The sequence below is a fragment of the Candidatus Thiodiazotropha endoloripes genome, from assembly GCF_001708965.1.
GTDB lineage: Bacteria > Pseudomonadota > Gammaproteobacteria > Chromatiales > Chromatiaceae > Thiodiazotropha > Thiodiazotropha endoloripes.
Genome location: NZ_LVJW01000006.1, coordinates 1,010,062 through 1,029,729, shown reverse-complemented (window position 1 = coordinate 1,029,729; position 19,668 = coordinate 1,010,062). Strand labels below are relative to the sequence as shown.

Sequence of the window (19,668 nt, the reverse complement as noted above, 5' to 3'; positions counted from 1 at the left end):
CAATGAGTAGGCTGGGTATCTCAGGTGCAGTGGCCAAGCAGTTTCTGGTCACTGAAATCACCCCCTTGCTGGCACTGGTCGGTCTGTTGCTTGGCGTCTTCGCGGTAATGATCACTCCCCGTGAGGAGGAGCCGCAGATCAATGTCACCTTTGCCAATATCTTCATCCCCTTTCCCGGTGCCACCGCCACCGAGATCGAACATCTGGTTGCCACGCCGGCGGAGCAGGTATTGTCCGAAATCGACGGCATCAAGCATGTCTATTCCACCTCCAGACCAGGTATGGCGGTACTGACCGTGCAGTACCTGGTGGGAGAGGATCGGGAGGATGCGATTGTCCGCCTGTTCAGTAAGGTCTACGCCAACCAGGACTGGCTGCCCCAGGGGCTTGGGGTTGGACAGCCGATTATCAAGCCGAAAGGTATCGACGATGTGCCGATCGTCACCGCAACCCTGTGGTCTGAAGATCCGGATGTGGGCGCCTATGAGCTGAGTCAGGTGGCACACGCCATCGAATCGGAATTGAAGCGGGTTCCAGGAACCCGGGACATCTACACCATCGGTACACCGGACCGGGTGGTGCATGTAGTGCTGGATCCCCAGTCCCTGGCGGGCCATGGCATCGATCTGGCTGATCTGCGCCGGGCCCTGCAATCGGGTAATCACATCCGCGACAACATCAGTGTCACCGCGGATAACCGTGAATTGCTGGTTCAGGCGGGGACCTTTCTCACCTCGGCCGATGAGATCGGCAGCCTGGTAGTGGGGGTGCGTGACGGCAAGGCGATCTATCTGCAGGATGTGGCTCAGGTAACCCATAAGCCCGATCTGCCCAGTCAGTATGTCTGGATGGGAGTGGGGCCCCAGGGTGAAATCAAAGGGCTGCCTGATGGGGGCAAATTCCCGGCGGTGACCATTGCGGTTGCCAAAAAGCCCGGCACCAATGCGGTGGATATCGCAAAGTCTGTGATCAAACGGTTCGACCAGCTGCAGGGGGTGTTCATTCCTGAAGGAGTAAAGGCGACCATCACCCGCAACTATGGTCAGACAGCGGAGGCAAAGGCCAACAAGCTGATCACCAAGCTGGCCTTTGCCACCCTGTCGGTGGTGCTGCTGGTGCTGCTGACCATTGGTTGGCGTGAGGCCTTTATCGTTGGTGCTGCGGTGGTGGTGACCCTGGCAATCACCCTGTTTGCCTCCTGGGCCTGGGGCTTTACCCTCAACCGGGTCTCCCTGTTTGCGCTGATCTTCTCCATCGGTATTCTGGTGGATGATGCCATTGTGGTGGTGGAGAATATTCACCGCCACCTCCATCTGGGGGCAAAAAATCTGCTGGAGGCCATTCCCAAAGCGGTGGACGAGGTTGGCGGGCCGACCATCCTGGCTACCTTCACGGTTATTGCAGCGCTGCTGCCGATGGCCTTCGTTACCGGGCTGATGGGCCCCTACATGAGCCCGATTCCAATCAATGCCAGTACCGGGATGCTGATCTCCCTGGTGGTGGCGTTTGTCTTTACCCCCTGGTTGACCAATCGGGTCCTGGCGAGCCGGGTCGATCAGTTTGCCGGCCATGCCGATGGCGATTCGGCCACTGGTCTGAGTTCCTTTTTCAGCACCATCATGACCCCTTTTCTGGTTGGCAGCCGTGGCAATCGCATGCGCTGGATACTGCTGGGTTCGATACTGCTGCTGATCGCACTCTCACTCTCCCTGGTGGTGACCAAGTCTGTGGTCTTGAAGATGCTGCCATTTGATAACAAATCCGAGTTTCAGGTCGTGCTCGATATGCCGGAGGGAACCAGTCTTGAGCAGACGACCCGGGTATTGGATGAGCTGGGCGACTATCTGGGCGGAGTAACCGAGGTGACCGATTACCAGGTCTACTCCGGTACCGCTTCTCCCATCGGTTTCAATGGTCTGGTGCGTCAATACTATCTGCGTGAAGGGGCTCACCTTGGTGACATCCAGGTCAATCTGGTGGATAAGCAGCACCGGGATCGCAAGAGTCACGAGATCGCACTGGCCGTCAGAGGACCTTTGCAGGAGATTGCCAGGGAGTACAACGGTAATGTGAAGGTTGTGGAAGTGCCGCCGGGCCCACCGGTAATGGCACCACTGGTGGCTGAAGTCTATGGCCTTGACTATGAGGGTCAGACCGAGGCGGCCTGGGAGATTCGCCAGGTATTCGAAAACACCCCGGATATCATCGATGTGGATGACAGTGTGGAGTACCCTTCCGCAAAATTTGTGGTTCGGGTCGATCGGGCCAAGGCCTCCCGGCTGGGGGTGGCTCAGAGCTCCGTGGCGGAGGCGTTGTCCACAGTCCTGAGTGGTGAGGATGCCAGCTATCTGCATGGGGAAAATCTGAAATATGCTGTGCCGATCCGCATCGAATACTCCGAGGCGGATAAGGCGGATCTCGATCAGGTGCTGGCCCTCAGGGTTCGCTCGCAGACCGGTGAGATGGTGCCTCTATCGGAAATTGTGCAGGTTATCCCCCGGGTGAGAGAGTTCTCGATTCAGCATAAGGATCTGCTGCCGGTGGTCTATGTCACCGGGGATATGGCAGGTGTGACGGACAGCCCCCTGTATGGTCTGTTCGATATCTCCGGCCAGTTGAAACAGGGCAGGATCGAGCAGTGGTTTCTGCAGCAACCTGAGAACCCCTACGCTTACAGCCTGAAGTGGGATGGGGAGTGGCAGATCACCTATGAGACATTTCGCGATATGGGTATCGCCTACTCAGTGGGACTATTGATGATCTACCTGCTGGTGGTGGCCCAGTTCCGCTCCTATCTGGTGCCGCTGGTAATCATGGCGCCGATTCCGTTGACGGTGATCGGCATCATGCCGGGGCATGCCTTGCTGGGCGCCCAGTTCACCGCCACCTCGATGATCGGCATGATCGCGCTGGCGGGCATCATCGTTCGAAACTCCATTCTGTTGGTGGATTTCGTCAATCAACAGGTGCGGGAGGGTATGGCGCTTGAAGAAGCGGTGATCAACTCAGCTGCGGTACGCGCCAAACCCATTGCGTTGACTGCGGTAGCCGCCATGGCCGGCGGATTCTTCATTCTGGATGACCCGATTTTCAGTGGTCTGGCGGTGTCGTTGATCTTCGGTCTGTTTGTCTCGACCGTGTTGACGCTGGTGGTCATTCCGGTGGTCTACTACGCCGCAATGCGCAATCGGGTTTCGTTCATCCGGGGTGAGGGTTAATCTTACGGGCGCCTGCGTGCACCTGGCTGGCGGTTACTCCGACCAGCCAGAGGAGGCTCAGGATCAGACTGATGAGGCTGTCAGCCGGGCTGCAGATTTGACTGATCAGGCAGTGGTCTGAGAGTAGAGACGCCTGAAAGGCAATGTATGCCAAGGTCTCAATGGCCAGATAGAGCAGAATGATCAAGAGCTTGTGGAGTGATGAAGGATAGTGATGGTTGTCGCTATCCTGGAAACGGATCTCCAGCTGCTCGTATCCAGGTAATCTTTCCGGTTGTTTAATACAACCACGGACCCGGCGAGCAGATCATGTAGCGCCTGATGACCTTTTGTCATCAGTACAAAAACAAATGACCACCAATCGGTGATTGCCTTGAGCAGTGATTGTATCAACGATTGCAGGATTCCAAGCTTTGCATGCCCGCTATGCTTTACAACCATGATATGCCGCAGATGGTGCCCAGGCGTACCGCCACTGAAGGAGACCAACAGAGGATCGATGATCAGCACAGAGCGGATAGATGAGTCTTATCCAGGTTGGCTGCTCTTGCAGGAGTGGGAAAGTCATCCACAAGCTGAAGATAACGAGAAAAAAGATCAGAGAGTCGATCAACAGAGCCTGTACTCTGCGAAGCAGTCTTGGGTACTTCATCTTCTCCCATGATTTTTGTTGATCGTTACCTGATGTATCGCATGACCAGCCAGTAGATCGTTTTTCAAGTCAATAGTAATTGTTCATTGCAATACAGTAAGTCTGCGCATGCAAAAGATGAGTAGAGTAGTGGGTAGTTGATATTTTTTAACAACAATTCCAGTATTTTATCCTAGACTCAAAGGTGTAGCTGAAGGTTGGCTTTCCATTGCTGTCTATTTTTGAATAATGCCTTTAAAAAAAAGCACAGACTCCACTTGGAGTGGGGAATTACTTGAACTCCTTGAGATGGGGGTTGCTGTCTATCAGCCGGTTGATGAAGGGCGCGATTTCCTGTTTGTCGATATCAATCCCCATGTTGAGATGATGGACTCGGTATGCCGTAGTGATCTGGTTGGACGCTTGGTGACCGAAGTGTTTCCCGGAGTCGAAGAGTTCGGGCTACTGGATGTGATGCGTAGGGTCTGGAAAACAGGCAAAACTGAGGAGTTGCCTGCCACCGAATATCGTGATGAGCGAATCCATGGTTGGCGGGTAAACCGGGTCTATCGTACATCCAATGGTTATGTGGTCGCTGTCTATGAAGATGTAACCGAGCGTATGGAAATGGAGCGGGCCCTGCAGTCCAGCGAGGGTCGTTACCGGCATTTGACCGAATCCAGTCTGGATGGCATCTGGGAGTGGGATCTACAGGCAAATCAGCTCTACCTGTCACCCAGGTGGAAGGCACAGCTGGGTTATCAGGATGATGAATTGCCGAATGAGTTCGAAACCTGGTCCGAACGCCTGCATCCAAAAGATGAGGCGCGTGTTATGGCGCATCTCGATTCCTACTTGAAACACCCCCAACCCATCTGGCAGGAAGAGTTCCGTTTACGCCACAAAAACGGCAACTATATCTGGTTGTTGGCCAGAGGCAGTGCGGTATTCAATGAGCAGCACGAATTGATCCGTATCCTTGGTGTGCATATTGATATCCATCAGTTGAAGCAGGAACAGGAGCTGCGGGTAATCAATGAAAGCAGGCTTGCCGCCATGTTGAGTCTGAATCAGGGAGCCCATAGGTCAACTGAAAAGGAGATCATACAGATAGCCCTGGAGCATGCTGTGAGGCTGACCGCAAGTGAGGTTGGTTATCTTCACTTTGTCAACAATGACCAGGAATCGATTGAGTTGGTCACCTGGTCGAAGCAGACGTTGAAGCATTGCAACGCCGCATTCGATTCCCACTATCCTCTCAGCATGGCAGGCGTCTGGGCAGACTGTGTGCGGACGAAAACACCCCAGATCCATAACGACTATCCGAATCTAACTGACAAAAAGGGATTGCCTGAAGGGCATATCCAGTTAAAACGTCACATGTCTTTACCGGTTATTGATAAGGGGCAGGTCAAAGTTGTTATCGGGGTTGGTAATAAACTTGAGGACTACACAACACAGGATGTGCAGCAGGTAAAGTATCTGGTTGCCGATCTTTGGTTATTGATTGAGAAAAAACGTACTGATGAAAAGTTAAAACAGGCAGCAGCGGTTTACGAAAGCACTCAGGAGGCGGTTACCATCACAGACCCCTCGCCGAAGATCATTGCGGTCAATCGGGCCTTTACTGAGATTACCGGTTATCAGGAATCCGAAGTGTTGGGGAAAAATCCCAGTGTTCTGAAATCCGGGCGACATGACGAGATTTTTTATGAATCGATGTGGCAGGAGTTGACGTCAGCCGGCAAGTGGCAGGGTGAGATCTGGAATCGGCGCAAGAGTGGGGAGATCTATCCTGAGTGGCTCAATATCAGTGCAGTAATGGATGAGAGTGGATTGATCAGTCACTATGTTGCGGTATTCAGTGATATCTCCCTGTTGAAACAATCCGAAAGCCAGCTTGAGCGAATGGCGCACTATGATCCGTTGACCGGTCTGCCCAACAGAATCCTGTTGTTTTCCCGAATTGAACATGCCATCCAGAGGGCGAAACGGAGTGGGCATCAGTTGGCTGTACTGTTTCTCGATCTGGATAACTTTAAAAATGTCAATGACAGCCTGGGGCATCCCACAGGTGACAGGCTGTTGAAGGTGCTGGCTGAGCGTATTAATCAACGGCTGCGTTCGGAAGACACGGTGGCGCGTATTGGAGGCGATGAGTTTGTCGTTCTGATCGAGAATATGGCCTCTGAAACCGACGTGGCTGAAATTGCCGAAGTCCTGATTCAGGAAGTGACCAAGCCGGTGAATCTTGATAATCATAAGCTGTCGGTCGGGGGCAGTATTGGGATATCTATCTATCCCGATAACGGAGAGACGGATACGGATCTGATCAAAAATGCCGATGCCGCAATGTATCTGGCAAAGGAGAGAGGCCGTAACAGCTATCAGTTCTACACTCCACAGCTGACAACCAAGGCAAAGAAGCGCTTGCGTGTGGAGAGTGATCTGAGACAAGCGATCAAGCAGGGCGAAATAGAGGCGTTCTATCAGCCGGTTGTGCGCATCAGTGATGAAAAGATTATCGGTGCTGAAGCATTGGCCAGATGGCACCGCAAAGGCAGTGAGTATGTGATGCCCGGAATTTTTATTCCGATTGCTGAAGATTCAGGTCTGATTGAGCAGCTTACCGAAGTGATTCTTGAGCAGGTTTGTCAGAATCTGGCAGATTGGAATGGCACGCTTGACGGAGATTTCAAGGTGGCGATCAATATGTCGGCCCGCCAGTTTCAAAGTGTCAATCTTGAAGATGAAATCAACAGTTACCTTAACAGATTCGAACTGACAGGCGATCGACTTGAAATAGAGTTGACCGAAAGGATTTTAATGCATGATGTGGATAAAACAATCGCTAAATTGATGCGCTTGAAATCCCTTGGGGCTACGATCTCGATAGATGACTTTGGCACCGGTTTTTCATCACTCTCCTATCTGACCCGCTTTCCGATCGATAAACTTAAGATTGATCGCAGCTTCATCAGTCAGGTCTGTGAGGAAGATGATAAACAGGTGATTGTATCGACCATTATCGCGATGGCGAAAAACCTGAGTATGGATGTTACTGCCGAAGGTGTGGAAACGGCGACCCAGTTGATGCTTTTGAGAAATCAGGATTGTGACTTTTACCAGGGCTATTTCTATTCGCGTCCTCTTTCGGCAAGTGATTTTAAGGCGCTTTTGCATAACAGGGATGACGATTGAATATCCAGGTAAATCGACTTTAGATCCATTTCCCCAATGAAACTATTTGGTCTTAGGGTGGACTGGTTGCAACTTGCTCAACTCCAACCACTCTTCCGGTTGCATGTTGGAGATGCGTGCCCAGCCATCTGCGGTGGTATAGACAAAAACCCGCTGTCCCTGCTTATAGTAGCCGGTTGAAACCGGGGAGTCGGGCGCCTTTCTGGCATAGGCCTCATCAGCCGTGATCTGATAAACCTTCGGCAGTCTCAATACGGTTCTTCTGATCACCGATTCGTTGGCCTGGCTGCTGGGTGCTGTACTGGTTTGGCCATCGATCCGACAGGTTTTCTGCTTGGCGATACAGCCATTGCCACAGGGCTTGCCTTTGATGCAGTTGCGCGCCTGTGAGTGAAAGCTTGGTGAGGATAGTGCTGTAATCACGATCAGGGTGTAACAGCAGTCTTTGATCTGCATGGGTGAGACCTCCTTGTATTTGAACGGCAGCGCGATTTTTTACGCTGCGGGAGTTGGTGTACACATCTCCCTGTGTAGCTTGATGCTCTGTTTGGCAATATCCTGATTCTCCAATCAGGCCAGCGGGTCGTCAAGACGGGATTGGCAAATCACCGCCTCCCGATTGAACAGACAATCCCGCTCAGGTGGATCAATGACTCATGCCGAAATCGGGTATGTCGACAATCATGGGTGCGAGAACGGCGATCAGAGCAATCCAGACGATCAGACCGCCGGCCAGTGCCACGGCGCATCTGGGGCGACTGATCTCAATGAACCTGGGCCAGAAAAATATGGGGAAGAGAAAGAACATCAACAGGCTGGCAATGTTGATCAAGCTGTCGAGTATGAGCGGCAACCCTGTCTGGTAAAGCGGTACGATCAGGCTGATGAGGATCAGTCCAAAAGAGACCAGTGAACCGAGCAAGCCCCACGCGCTCCAGTAGAAGTAGTAGCCGGCAGCAAATCTGGCCGGTATGCGCTTTGCGGAGAACAGGGCAATCAGATGCCCAAGGGCGTAAAACATAGCCAATACGATGACCTCACGTATCAGGTCATCGGCAATCCCGATGCCGGTTGGGCTGAAGGGGTCGAGGTGCCCCTCCTTTTCAGCCCACTCCGCAAAGGCGGCGTAGTGAGGCGTTACTGCGCCGACCATGACGCCCAGTTGCAGTATCAGTGGGAAAATCAGATTGCTCAGCAGAATCGCCAGGGCGGAAAATTTAACCGGACTGAGATAGGGATCATCGTCCCGTTCCGCATTGATATCCCAGAAGGAGGTATCCCGGCTGATGACCAGCTGATGATAGTCGCGGAAAAACCTCAATGGCCGTATCAGAACGGCGATGAATGTGGGAATGAAAAGAGGGAGATGCAGCAGTTGTAACATGATCAGTCCCTTGGCTTTATTACACTGACTTGTCCTGGAAGCATTGAACCTGGATGAGAATTTGTCAATCCGACCAGGTCTTCCCGCCTTGTTGCGATTTACCGGCCCCTGTCTTCTGGCTCGATGCGTCGCCAGGGCAGGGCGAAGCCATGTCCGGCCCGCTGCTCTGGCGGATTGGTCGCGATTCCGTAGGCGGCTTCAAGGTGATTGTCCGAGAGCACCTGATCGGCCTGGCCCTCGGCCAGGGTTCTGCCCTGGTGAAGTAGCTGCAGTCTGCTGCAGTAGTGGGCGGCCAAGGCCAGGTCGTGCAGCACAATGATCACCCCGTGGCCTGCCTGCACATAGGCTTGCAGCAGTGCCATCACGTCGAGTTGGTGGGCTGGGTCGAGTGCGGATACCGGCTCATCCGCAAGCAGGATGTCCGCTTCGGTAACCAGGGCCCGGGCCAGCTGGACTCTTGCCTGCTCCCCACCGGAGAGGGTGTTGTAGGGACGGTTTCTGAAAGCTGTCAGATCGGTCTGTTCGATGACCTTATCGATCGTCGCTTCATCCTCCCGGGTGGCTTGCTGCCAATGCTCAAGGTGGGGCAGACGTCCCAGGGCGACCAATCGCTCCACACTCATCGGCCAGGCGATCTCGGTCAGCTGTGGCAGGTAGGCGATCTGTTGCGCACGGGACTTGGGGGTCAGCTGACTCACCGGTTTACCCGCCAGGGTCAGTGTGCCAGCGTCGGCTGCTGTGACACCGGCCAACAGGCGCAACAGGGAGCTCTTGCCGGCTCCGTTGGGACCGATCAGACCGAGCATTTCACCCGCTTCGACATGCAGATCGATCTGCTCGAGTATCGACTGGCGATCTCTGTTGAAGCTGAGACCTCTGCCGATCAGGTGTCTCATGTTCCGCTCCTGCGCTGTTTGAGGATCAGCCAGAGAAAAAACGGTGCACCGAGCAGTGACGTGATGACCCCCACTTTGATCTCCGTATCGAGTGGTATGGTGCGTACCCCGATATCCGCCATAAGCAGTAGCAGGGCACCACCCAGTGCGCTGGGAATCAACAGTCGGCTGGGTTGATAACCGACCAGGGGTCTTAGGATATGCGGGATCATCAGGCCGATGAAACCGATCGAGCCGGTAACCGATATCGCCGAGCCCACGATCAGGCCGACGGCGATAAACAGTCGCCAGCGCAATTTCGCCAGCTCTACCCCCATGGACTCCGCTGTCTCCTCTCCCAGGGTCAGGAGATCGAGATCATGGCCCTGGCGCCAGATCAGCAACCAGCCGATCAGAGTGCCCGGTAACATCACCCAGAGTTCATTGCGGCTGATGTTGGCCAGTGAACCGAGCATCCACAGGGCGATCTCCTGAACTGCATAGGGACTGGGTGCCAGATTGAGCAGCAGTGAGACCAGGGCCAGGGCAAAGGCGTTGACGGCGACCCCGGCGAGTATCAGAGTCAGGGGGCCCGCTTCACGTCCGGCCAGCAGGTAGGCAGTGAGGGTGGCGAGCAGCGCGCCGCCGATGCCGCCCAGCGGCAGGGCCAGAGTGAAAACCGCGCTGAGTCCGAAATAGAGGCTGACGACAGCCCCCAGTGCCGCGCCGCTGGCACTGCCCACCAGGCCAGGGCTGGCCAGGGGATTGCGCAGCAGTGACTGCATCACCGCGCCGCTGAGTCCCAGCGAGGCGCCTGCGAGTATGGCCACCAGGGTTCTGGGTAGGCGTAGCTCGGTCAGGATGATGCCATACACTCCTTCCGCTTCTGAGAAGCTCTGTTGCAGCGCTTCATAGAGGGGCAGGCTGGCGCTGCCGGTGAGCAGTGACAGTAACGCTGCGCAGGCCAGCAACAGGCAGAGTATGAGGATCAGGCGCTGTTGCTGGAGGTTGACCATCAAGGTGCCTCCTTGTGTGCGCTACGCAACAGAGTGATAGCTTGCGCCAGCATTGGGCCGGGACAGATCCAGTACTTGTAGGGAATCTTCAGGCTGGGGCGGTTTTGCATGACGCTTTTCAGAGCCGGGTGGTGGAGCAGCTGCTCGGCCCGGGACACGCCGGGCTCCCCGTAGGTTGAAGTGATCAACAGCCCTGGTTGCCATTCGATCACCTGCTCCAGTGGCGCAGCAACATAGCCGCTGAGCCCTGCCTCGGTAGCGGGATTGCGCCAACCTGCGAGTCGCATCGCTTCATCCTGCAGTGTGCCGGCAGCGGAGGTGTATCCCCTGGGTTGATAGAAGAGGGCGCTGGGTCGATCCGCTGGGGCCTGTTCATTCTCAAGCCCGACCTGTTGCTGCATGGCTTCGATAATCGCTGCACCCCTGGCCTGCTGTCCGAGCCGGTTGGCCAGCCCGGTGATCTCGGATCTGATCTCTGACAGCTGACTGCCCAATGCCAACTGGTAGGTCTTGAAACCGAGCTGATGCAGGCTGGAGACCAGTCTTGGGTTGGTGTAGGGAACGGTGATCACCAGGTCCGGCTGGAGCTGGATGATCTCCTCCAGCCGAGCGTGGTTGAGCGGGTATGCCGCCGCCTGATGAGCAACAAATGAGCTGTTTGGCTCGATCGCCAGATGACTCACCGAAGCCACCTGGTCAGGTGAAGCCAGCATCAACAGCAGTTGATCGCTGCAGAGGTTCAGAGAGACTACCCGCTGGGGCGGCGCTGCAGCCGTTGCCAGGCTGAACAGCCCCAGCAGTAGGGTGGTGAGTCTCTTAACCCCCATGGTTTACTCGATCGAATAGTTCACGGTTAGCCAAAAATTGCGCTCCGGAGCTGGAAAGTAGCCGACTCTCTGGGTGAATGTGCTGTCAAAGCCTGCAGCTGCTGAGTTGGAATAGTGTTTATCCAGCAGGTTATCGATACGCAGGCTAGCATGCCAGGGAGCCGTGCGGAAATGGGCCCCTGTATTCAGCACCCCATAACCAGGCAGGGTCTCCAGAGTGTTGTTGAAATCACCGCTGACCACCCGTTCACTGTTGAAGACACCCTCCAGAAAGAGATTCCATGCAGTGGTGAACTGCCAGTGGCCGGCCAGTTTTGCACTGCGGCTGGCAACCATGGGTATCCGATTACCCTTGAAGGGGCCATCGGTGATTTCCGGGTCGGTGTAGGTCAGGCTGCCGTCCAGGCTGAGCTGTTCACTGACCTGCCATTGTGCTTCCAGACTGGCCCCCCTGCGGCGGGTCTCCTCCAGATTGGTGTTGACGAAGCCTGAGGCGTCATAGCTGATCTCCTGTTCCAGGTCGAGGCGATAGACCAGCAGCCGGCTTGTCAGTTGGGCCTGTTGCCATTCGATACCGCTCTCATAGGAGCGTCCAGTCTGGTTGTCGATGCCCACTGGCTGTCCGAAGACCACGTTGGTATGTTCATCGACGGTGGCAAAGCGATAATTCTCATCCGCTCTGAGGAACAGTCGTAACTGTTTGCTCGGGGTGTAGTTAAGGCCAGCGGAGGCGGCATCGATCCGGTCATCGAGTCGATCGCTGCCGCTCGCTGTTTCGATCAGATTGTCTATTCGGGCATGGCGGTAGCCCAGGGTGAACCTGGTCTCTTCATTGACCGGCGCAAGCAGCTGCAGATAGATGGCGTCGATCGATTGATCGAGGATCTGCGGACCAAAGCTGGTGTGAAGTGTGTAGTCGGTCCGCTCCAGATCGGCGCCGGCGGTGATCAGGGCATCACCGGTTGGCAGGGAGAGGTTACCGATCAAACGGGGGTTGAAGCTTTTCACCGTGCGATCCTGAGTGGCGGGTGAACCGGGAAAGTTGCGAAAACTGTTTTGAAACTCCCGCTCGTTCTTTCGGTAGGTCAGTTCACCCTCCAGTGACCAGTGGGCGTTCAGATCCTGTGTCACACCGAGTCGACTGACTTTCGATTCACTGTTTGTGTAGTCCCCGGCGTAGACATCAGCAGACTGGCGCCGGTCGGCAGCGAGTTCCTCGGCAAACAGGGAGCCGGGGTTCTCCTGCTCATCGTCGATCCACTGCTGTTCGAAGAACAGCTTGCCAAGTCGATGCCGGTAGTCGGCCCGCAGGTTGAGGTCGGTACGTTCGGCCTCATTCTGTTCCCGGTAGTTGTCACTCTTCTTCTGCTGAGCTGAAAGATTATAGGAGAGGCCGTTATCCAGCCGATCGCCGATCCCCGCATGGAGGTTGGTATGGTGATCGCTGCCGATAGCTGCGCTCACCTGGCCGGAGAGTTTTTCCGGCACCCGGGTGATGATGTTGATCATGCCGCCTACCGCCTGGTTGCCGAAGAGCGTACCCGCACTGCCTTGTAGAATCTCGATACGTTCGACACGCTTCAGGTCGATGCTGTTCAAGTCGGGGTTGGCCCGGTCGCCCGAGTTATTCAATCTTCGTCCATCGATCAGGATCAGGGTATTGGCCCCGGCGGTGGGCCCGAAACCGCGCATATCCACAACCGCCTGGCTGCCATCGCCCACCAGGCTGGAGATCTGGATGCCGCTTTGGCCGTTGAGCAGCTGCAGCAGGTTACTGGCTGCGCTGCGTTCGATCTGTTGACGGTCAATCAGCCGGATGCTGGCCGGGATCAGTGGATTTACCTGTTCGCTGCGGGTTGCACTGACCATCAAGGGGGTCAGCTCCGTATCCGCTTGGCTTGACGAGCTGTAGAGTGAGGTGAGGAGCAATGGTGCCACCCACCAGGAATGTGACTGCTGATTCATGGTTTCTCCCGTAGACGCACACCCGCGTCGACTACTTAATGTGGGGTGTGGTGTCTGCAGAGAAACAGTTGGCAGGAATCCGCTCTGATCTCCTCGGTCGCCCTCCGCAACACCGGCTCGTGCTTAGGCCGGTATCCGGGCTTGTAGATTGGTGGTTTCACCGGACATCGGCGCCTTCCCATGCGTTCTGCACAGTGGCTGTTGCGATGTCACACTCTACTTACCGTTGCGGGGGCAGCGCAGGTCTTACACCTGCTTCCCGTTTCCCCTTGGGCGGAGTTCATTCCCCCAAGGTTGAGCCGCCCTCTCGGGCAGGCACCTTCAGCAGGCTGAGCAAACTACAGCGATGTGCTGGTTTGGTCAAGTGAATCAATCTCTTGTATCAGTTGTATAAAAGCGATCCGGGCTTATGATGGTGCGCTGTTGAAGCGTTTGCACAGTGCTCGTTGTGCGGTGTGTGGCGAGGGTTTTCGGAGTCTCTGAATGATTGTCTATCTTCATGGTTTGAACAGTGCCGGCAGTTCCGGCAAGGCGGCATTGCTGCGTCAGGCGCTGCCCGGGATTGATCTGATCAGCCCCACCTACCCGGCCCATAGTGCCGATTTGGCGGTTGCCCGATTGAGTGATGAGTTGAACCGGCTGCTGAGCGAGCCGGGCCGGACCGATGAGCCACGACTGCTTGTCGGCAGTTCTATGGGGGGCTTCTATGGAGCCTGGCTTGCACAGCGTCTCGGCTTTCACCATCTGGTGATGATCAATCCGGCACTGCAACCCTGGCAGCTGCTGAAACAGGTGGTCGGCTGGCAGTTCAATGAAGCCCTGAATCAGGGCTATTTTCTCTCCTCGAGAATGGTTGCTGATACCCGTCGCTATCACACACCGGTTGAGGCGTTGGCGGTGCCGACCACGGTGCTGGTCGACAAGGGGGATGAGCTGATCGACTACCGGATTGCCCAGGAGGTATATGGCGACAGGGTGGCCATGCACTGCTTCGAGGGGGGCAGCCACACTTTCGAGCATATGGATGACGCGGTGGCGATCATCGACCAGATACACCAGTCGTTTTTATAGGCGGCTACGGGACGCCCCGATATCGACCCGGCCCAACAGGCCGGGTTGGCGGTGATCAGCCTTCGTAGGGTTCAGAGAACGAGCACTCTTTCTGCGGACAGACTTTCTCACTGCCTTTACGCTTGGTGGTTTTGATGGTCAGCACCGGCCAGCCGCAATTGGGGCAGGGTTCCGCAATCGGTTCATTCCAGATCGCATAGTCGCAATCGGGATAGGTCGAGCAGGAGTAGAAGATCTTACCGCGACGGGATTTACGCTTCAGCAGGTTGCCCTTGTTGCACTTCGGACAGGTCACTCCGGTATCTTCCGGTTTCTCCAGCGGTTCGATGAAGCGGCATTTGGGGTAGTTGGAGCAGCCGATGAATTTGCCGTAACGGCCCCGTTTGATCACCAGATCCGAGTCGCACTCAGGGCATTTGCGCCCCTCGACCACTTCCGGCTCCTCTTTTTCGCTGCTGTCCGCATTCAGGTCGCGGGTGTAGTCGCAGGTCGGATAGTTGTTGCAGCCGATGAAGCGACCATGTCGGCCAAGCCGGATGGAGAGCTGCTCACCGCATTTCGGGCAGGCTTCATCCAGCGCCTCATGAGTGACGTCGCTGCGTTTGACGTTCTCCTGGGTATGATCGATCCGGTCCTTGAATGGCCCCCAGAACTTGCTCAACAGGGGGACCCACTCCTCTTCACCTCGGGAGACCGCATCGAGTTCGTCCTCCAGATTGGCGGTGAAGCCGTAGTCCACATAGCGGGTGAAGTATTCGGTGAGAAATTTGTTCACCACCCGGCCCACATCGGTGGGTTTGAAGCGCTTCTTCTCCAGTATCACATACTCCCGGTCCTGCAGTGTGGAGATGATCGAGGCGTAGGTGGAAGGGCGGCCGATACCGTACTCCTCCAGTGCCTTTACCAGGCTGGCCTCACTGTAGCGTGGTGGTGGTTCAGTGAAGTGCTGTTCCGGTCGGATCGCCTTCAGCGGCAGGGTCTCCCCCTCTTCCAGAGCGGGCAGCAGTTTCTCGTCGCTATCACTTTTCGCACCATCATCCAGGCCCTCCTGGTAGACCGCGATAAAGCCCGGTTTGGCAATCACCGAACCGTTGGCGCGGAACAGATTGCCGCTACCGCACTGCAGATCGACCGCCACGGTATGGATGGTGGCGTGAATCATCTGACAGGCCACCGAGCGTTTCCAGATCAGCTCATAGAGCTTCGCCTGGTCTTTGCTCAAATGGTTTTTGATCTCATCCGGTACCCGGCTTACCGAGGTCGGTCTGATCGCCTCATGGGCCTCCTGGGCATTCTTCGCTTTGGTTTTGAACTGGCGTACCTGGGGCGGCAGCTGGTCGGCGCCATAGCGTTGTGTGATCAGTTCGCGGATCTCTGCGGTCGCCTCATCCGCCAGGTTCACTGAGTCGGTTCTCATGTAGGTGATCAGACCGACCGTGCCCTGGCCAACATCCACACCTTCATAGAGTTGCTGGGCGGTACGCATGGTACGCTGCGTGGTGAAACCCAGCTTGCGCGCCGCTTCCTGCTGCAGGGTCGAAGTGGTGAAGGGGGGCGCGGGATTGCGTTTGCGCTGCTTCTTCTCAACCTTGACGACCAACAGTCCCTGTTCGCCCGCTTTCTGCAGTTTCTCTTCTGTCGCCTTGGCAGAGGCTTCATCGGTGATGCTGAACTTCTCCAGTTTTTCACCCTGGAAGTGGGTCAGGCGGGCAGAGAAGGCCTGTTTCTGCTTCTCGGTGTCCGCTTCTATGGTCCAGAACTCCTCGGCCTTGAACGCCTCAATCTCAAGCTCCCTCTCTACGATCATGCGCAGTGCCGGACTCTGTACCCGGCCAGCCGAGAGACCTCGTCTTACTTTCTTCCACAACAGGGGGGAGAGATTGAAACCGACCAGATAGTCGAGTGCGCGCCTTGCCTGCTGGGCGTCCACCAGATCGTGGGAGAGGTCCCGTGGGTTGGCAATCGCATCGTTCACCGCTTTTTTGGTGATTTCATTGAACACAACCCGATAGACCGGCTTGTTTTTCAGTTTGCCACGCTCTCTGAGCAGCTCCGACAGGTGCCAGGAGATGGCCTCACCCTCCCGATCCGGATCGGTGGCCAGATAGAGTGCTTCCGATTTTTTCAAAGCCTTGGTAATCGCCTGCACATGGCGGTCGTTTCGCTCGATGACCTGATATTTCATGGCGAAATCCTTATCAGGATCAACCGCCCCCTCTTTGGGTATCAGGTCACGAACATGGCCATAGGAGGCCAGTACCTCAAAGTTACCTCCGAGGTATTTTTTGATGGTTTTCGCCTTTGCCGGCGACTCAACAATTACCAGGTTCATTCGGTTATTTCGTGTCGGTTTCAACTGAAAAATGCGGCACAGTGAAACGCCCCGCGTTGAAGAAATCAAGTTTTTTTATTTTAAACCGCAGTCAAAATGTGGTCTTGAATCCTGTGGAATTCCGTTTCGGCGGGGTGTCGTCCGATGAAAATCAATGGGGAGGATTCGACCCTGCCGGGTGTCATGCAACCGGCTTGGTCAGTCTGATGTGTATTCAAAAACCGGGCGCTATCGCTCAGTGCAGAAAGACCGGTGCTTCGTTATAGACCATGTCTTCCATGCGGGCAAAAGCAGCCTCCTGGCCAGGTTGATTCATCAGTACCAGCAGAATAATCCATTTCAGCTCCTCTTCCGCGATGACGGCTGTGTCCAGGGCCAGGGCCCGATCGATGACCAGCTCGCGGGCTGCCAGGGTGAGAATCTCGTTCTGTTCCAGAAACATCAACAAACCCCGTGAATCCACATCCAGGCGGGTAGTCTCCTCTTCGGTGAAGATCCTCAGTGAGTGGGATTGACGTGTGTCGTGCTGCTGGTCCTGGGCATTTTCCGCCAGTTCGTCCAACCAGTCGAAAGCTTTGCTGATTTCTGTTGAAGGAAAGCCCGCCTGAATCAGTTCATCCCGCAGTTCATGTTGATCCGTTGGCGGTGCATGTTCACCATCCATGTAGTTTTCATAGAGATAGATCAGAATGTCGACCACGTTTTCGTTCATTTGCTCTCTCTCCCGCTCGGGCGGGATGCTGTTAATACGCGACTGTAGTAGCCACCGGGTGCCGATGATACATGACCTTCGAGCTCGAGCAAGAGCAGCATGGACGAAACTGCCTCCGGGGTCAAACCGGTTCGGGTGATTAATTCATCAACTGAGACCGGGTCGTACCCCAGCGCCTCCTCCAATCGCTGGTAATCTGGATCGGTTTGGCGCTGCAACTGTGGTGTGGCTGGCTGAGTCTGCTCTGTTAGCGGTTCGAGCAGACCGGCCAATGGTCCCAGCTCGATGCCGATGTCCTGAGCCGATTCCACCAGTTTTGCCCCCTGGCGAATCAGGGTGTGGCAACCCTTCGATTGTGGGTTGTGAATCGATCCCGGGATGGCGAAGACCTCTCTTCCCTGCTCTGCGGCGAGTCGGGCGGTGATCAGCGATCCGCTCTGCAGCGTCGCTTCCACCACCAGAACACCGAGTGAGAGGCCGCTGATGATGCGGTTGCGCCTTGGGAAATTCTCGGCTTTTGCAGGTGTTCCCGGTGGGAATTCGGTTATCAGCAGATGCTCGGATGCGATCTGATGGGCCAGCTCCCGGTTTTTGGCCGGGTAGATGCGGTCCGGTCCCGTACCCATGACAGCCAGGGTGTGACCGGCCGAGATGGCACCCTGATGGGCCTCGGTATCGATTCCCAGGGCCAGACCGCTACAGATGGTGAGACCAGAGCCGGCCAGGAAACGGGCAAACTCCCTGGCATTCTCCCGCCCGGACTGGGTGGGATTACGGCTACCCACCACCGCAAGCTGGGGCTGCATCAGCAACTCCCGGTTGCCGATCAGATAGAGTATCGCGGGTGGATCATCGATCTCTCTGAGCAGCGGGGGATAATCAGGGTCGTTCAACGTTACCGCCTGATGACCCGGCTGGTCCAGCCACTCCAGGGTGGATTCGATGCGCTGTCGGTTGGCATTGCAGAGCTGTTCAATGGCGGTTTGCGGTATCGACAGGGAGGCAAGCTCATCAGGGCTCGCCGCTAGAATGGCCTCGGCTGTCTGAAACCGTTCGATGAGCCGTTTGAAATAGCGATTGCCGATGCCGGGGGTATGGGTGACCTGGAGCCAGGCATCCAGTTTATCGGGTGTGGTTGGTGGCATATCGTCCATGATGCCTCAGATCCTGTTGCAGGTTAAGCTGCCGGCGCAGGATCGGCGCGCCGGCAGATCAGCCGATCAATCTTTGGGTGGGCGTACCCAATCCAGAATGTGCAGCGGTTTGGTGGCATTCATCACCAGTGCGAAGCTCACCTTCTCGAAACTGCGGAAAACCATCAGGTGACCCGCTTTTTCCAGGGGCAATGTGACCTTTTCACCCCGTCCTATGACGATGTCTCGGATCTCATGACCACCCTGCAGGATCTCCAGTACGTGGCCGGCTTCCAGGCCCACGTTGCTGCCCTTGTTGAGGACTACCACGTTATATTGACCGATTTGGGAGACGCCGTTGAGTACGGAGATGATCCGGCCTTCAATCGGCATATCCGGAACTCTGGGCTGAAAATCGATCAGCGGCTCCTGTTCCATCACCTTGATCAGACGGTCGCCGATAATCGCTTCCTGCTCTGATGTGGTGATCAGCAGTTTGGCTGGGTCGCCGGTGCGTTTCAGTTCGGAGGAGCCCACATAGATCGCCTCATAGCCAAGGGTATCTCCGGTATCCGGATCTTTGTATGGCTTTTCAGGTCTGACGATGGCGTACTGATTCGGCTGCTCCTGCATGATGCTGCGGGCGTAGTAGCTGATGCCAGCACCACCCACAATGTGATCGTCCAGAAAATGGACGATGTAGGGGGCTTTTTCCAGCTGATCTTCATCAACCACATAGGGACGGGTCAGAAACGGCGCGATTGCATCGATGGGAATGGTCGGGATGGCCTGATCAAGCGGTGTGGCGCGAACTCTCGGGGAGAGCTTGCCTTTGCGGTCCAGCTTCAATATCGGGCGACCATCCAGATAAGTCAGTACCAACTCATCTCCAGGATAGATCAAGTGAGGGTTTTCAACCTGGGGATTGACGTACCACACCTCCGGCCATAACCAGGGATCACGCAGGAACATCGAGGAGATATCCCATAAAGTATCGCCCTTGACGACGGTATAGCGTTCCGGGTGGGTTGGGTTGAGCGCCACGTGGTCAGCGGCCAGCGAAGCGAAGGAGAGCAGCAAGCCGCTGATGACTCCGATGAGTTTGTTGTTAAAATGTAACATGACTATTCCCTTGGGTACGATACGGAAACGCTTCGATTTGGTGAGGGTAGAGGCTGGGGAACTCCCCTGCTACTGCCGCTACTGTCTTCGTTTCAGCGGTTGAAACCCTATGGGACAGTACACCAGTTTCCAGTATGATCATTATGTTAGCGCAATTTCTTGCATTTGTACTATAGATTTT

14 protein-coding genes and 1 riboswitch are annotated in these 19,668 nt (G+C 55.6%); of the genes, 3 read left to right on the top strand and 11 right to left on the bottom strand.

Annotation, left to right across the window (positions count from 1 at the left end; genetic code table 11):
• The first annotated feature begins 2 nt into the window (after positions 1-2).
• Positions 3-3,218, top strand: coding sequence for an efflux RND transporter permease subunit (locus A3193_RS15295; RefSeq protein WP_069003400.1), 3,216 nt, complete (start codon positions 3-5; stop codon positions 3,216-3,218).
• A gap of 183 nt (positions 3,219-3,401) precedes the next feature.
• On the opposite strand, the gene A3193_RS21120 is transcribed toward A3193_RS15295, so the two are convergent.
• Positions 3,402-3,728, bottom strand: a complete 327-nt coding sequence (locus tag A3193_RS21120; RefSeq protein WP_069003402.1) for an RDD family protein — start codon at positions 3,726-3,728, stop codon at positions 3,402-3,404.
• A gap of 430 nt (positions 3,729-4,158) precedes the next feature.
• On the opposite strand from A3193_RS21120, the gene A3193_RS15280 reads away from it, so the two are divergent.
• Positions 4,159-7,050 carry a bifunctional diguanylate cyclase/phosphodiesterase gene (locus tag A3193_RS15280; RefSeq protein ID WP_069015222.1) on the top strand — a complete coding sequence of 964 codons (2,892 nt, stop codon included), beginning with the start codon at positions 4,159-4,161 and terminating at the stop codon, positions 7,048-7,050.
• A 42-nt stretch (positions 7,051-7,092) separates the two neighbouring features.
• Here A3193_RS15280 and A3193_RS15275 read toward each other — a convergent pair whose 3' ends face one another.
• From A3193_RS15275 to A3193_RS15250, 6 genes are all read right to left on the bottom strand, one after another.
• Positions 7,093-7,506 (bottom strand): hypothetical protein, encoded by a 414-nt coding sequence (locus tag A3193_RS15275; protein WP_069015221.1) that lies wholly within the window; start codon positions 7,504-7,506, stop codon positions 7,093-7,095.
• Positions 7,507-7,696: 190 nt separating this feature from the next.
• Positions 7,697-8,434 carry a hypothetical protein gene (locus tag A3193_RS15270; RefSeq protein WP_069003406.1) on the bottom strand — a complete coding sequence of 246 codons (738 nt, stop codon included), beginning with the start codon at positions 8,432-8,434 and terminating at the stop codon, positions 7,697-7,699.
• Positions 8,435-8,532: 98 nt separating this feature from the next.
• Positions 8,533-9,330, bottom strand: coding sequence for an ABC transporter ATP-binding protein (locus A3193_RS15265; RefSeq protein WP_069015220.1), 798 nt, complete (start codon positions 9,328-9,330; stop codon positions 8,533-8,535).
• Entirely contained in the window at positions 9,327-10,325 is a 999-nt protein-coding gene (locus A3193_RS15260) for a FecCD family ABC transporter permease (protein WP_069015219.1), read from the bottom strand. Before A3193_RS15260 ends, A3193_RS15265 begins: the two co-directional genes overlap by 4 nt.
• Positions 10,325-11,152 (bottom strand): ABC transporter substrate-binding protein, encoded by an 828-nt coding sequence (locus A3193_RS15255; protein ID WP_069003409.1) that lies wholly within the window; start codon positions 11,150-11,152, stop codon positions 10,325-10,327. The genes A3193_RS15260 and A3193_RS15255 overlap by 1 nt, the downstream gene beginning before the upstream one ends.
• A gap of 3 nt (positions 11,153-11,155) precedes the next feature.
• Positions 11,156-13,117, bottom strand: a complete 1,962-nt coding sequence (locus tag A3193_RS15250) for a TonB-dependent receptor (protein ID WP_069015218.1) — start codon at positions 13,115-13,117, stop codon at positions 11,156-11,158.
• Positions 13,118-13,227: 110 nt separating this feature from the next.
• Positions 13,228-13,455: riboswitch (cobalamin riboswitch) on the bottom strand.
• A gap of 145 nt (positions 13,456-13,600) precedes the next feature.
• Here A3193_RS15250 and A3193_RS15245 point away from each other — a divergent pair.
• Positions 13,601-14,188 (top strand): YqiA/YcfP family alpha/beta fold hydrolase, encoded by a 588-nt coding sequence (locus tag A3193_RS15245; RefSeq protein WP_069003411.1) that lies wholly within the window; start codon positions 13,601-13,603, stop codon positions 14,186-14,188.
• Between the two features lie 55 nt (positions 14,189-14,243).
• Here the strand turns inward: A3193_RS15245 and topA are convergent, their stop codons facing one another.
• The 4 genes from topA to A3193_RS15225 form a co-directional block, all read right to left on the bottom strand.
• Complete coding sequence (gene topA, locus A3193_RS15240) at positions 14,244-16,520, bottom strand: type I DNA topoisomerase (protein WP_069015217.1); 2,277 nt, start codon at positions 16,518-16,520, stop codon at positions 14,244-14,246.
• 235 nt (positions 16,521-16,755) lie between these two features.
• Positions 16,756-17,232, bottom strand: a complete 477-nt coding sequence (locus A3193_RS15235; protein WP_069003413.1) for a Smg family protein — start codon at positions 17,230-17,232, stop codon at positions 16,756-16,758.
• Positions 17,229-18,386 carry a DNA-processing protein DprA gene (gene dprA, locus A3193_RS15230; RefSeq protein WP_069015216.1) on the bottom strand — a complete coding sequence of 386 codons (1,158 nt, stop codon included), beginning with the start codon at positions 18,384-18,386 and terminating at the stop codon, positions 17,229-17,231. The genes A3193_RS15235 and dprA overlap by 4 nt, the downstream gene beginning before the upstream one ends.
• A 66-nt stretch (positions 18,387-18,452) precedes the next feature.
• Positions 18,453-19,487 carry a LysM peptidoglycan-binding domain-containing protein gene (locus tag A3193_RS15225; protein WP_069003415.1) on the bottom strand — a complete coding sequence of 345 codons (1,035 nt, stop codon included), beginning with the start codon at positions 19,485-19,487 and terminating at the stop codon, positions 18,453-18,455.
• Between the last annotated feature and the right edge of the window lie 181 nt (positions 19,488-19,668).

Bases quoted from the DNA above. Each gene is read 5' to 3' on its own strand.
- topA (WP_069015217.1), bottom strand. From the start codon at position 16,520: ATGAACCTGGTAATTGTTGAGTCGCCGGCAAAGGCGAAAACCATCAAA.
- A3193_RS15265 (WP_069015220.1), bottom strand. From the start codon at position 9,330: ATGAGACACCTGATCGGCAGAGGTCTCAGCTTCAACAGAGATCGCCAG.
- A3193_RS15270 (WP_069003406.1), bottom strand. From the start codon at position 8,434: ATGTTACAACTGCTGCATCTCCCTCTTTTCATTCCCACATTCATCGCC.
- A3193_RS15250 (WP_069015218.1), bottom strand. From the start codon at position 13,117: ATGAATCAGCAGTCACATTCCTGGTGGGTGGCACCATTGCTCCTCACC.
- A3193_RS15235 (WP_069003413.1), bottom strand. From the start codon at position 17,232: ATGAACGAAAACGTGGTCGACATTCTGATCTATCTCTATGAAAACTAC.
- A3193_RS15275 (WP_069015221.1), bottom strand. From the start codon at position 7,506: ATGCAGATCAAAGACTGCTGTTACACCCTGATCGTGATTACAGCACTA.
- A3193_RS15255 (WP_069003409.1), bottom strand. From the start codon at position 11,152: ATGGGGGTTAAGAGACTCACCACCCTACTGCTGGGGCTGTTCAGCCTG.
- A3193_RS15245 (WP_069003411.1), top strand. From the start codon at position 13,601: ATGATTGTCTATCTTCATGGTTTGAACAGTGCCGGCAGTTCCGGCAAG.
- A3193_RS15225 (WP_069003415.1), bottom strand. From the start codon at position 19,487: ATGTTACATTTTAACAACAAACTCATCGGAGTCATCAGCGGCTTGCTG.
- A3193_RS15295 (WP_069003400.1), top strand. From the start codon at position 3: ATGAGTAGGCTGGGTATCTCAGGTGCAGTGGCCAAGCAGTTTCTGGTC.
- A3193_RS15260 (WP_069015219.1), bottom strand. From the start codon at position 10,325: ATGGTCAACCTCCAGCAACAGCGCCTGATCCTCATACTCTGCCTGTTG.
- A3193_RS15280 (WP_069015222.1), top strand. From the start codon at position 4,159: ATGGGGGTTGCTGTCTATCAGCCGGTTGATGAAGGGCGCGATTTCCTG.
- dprA (WP_069015216.1), bottom strand. From the start codon at position 18,386: ATGGACGATATGCCACCAACCACACCCGATAAACTGGATGCCTGGCTC.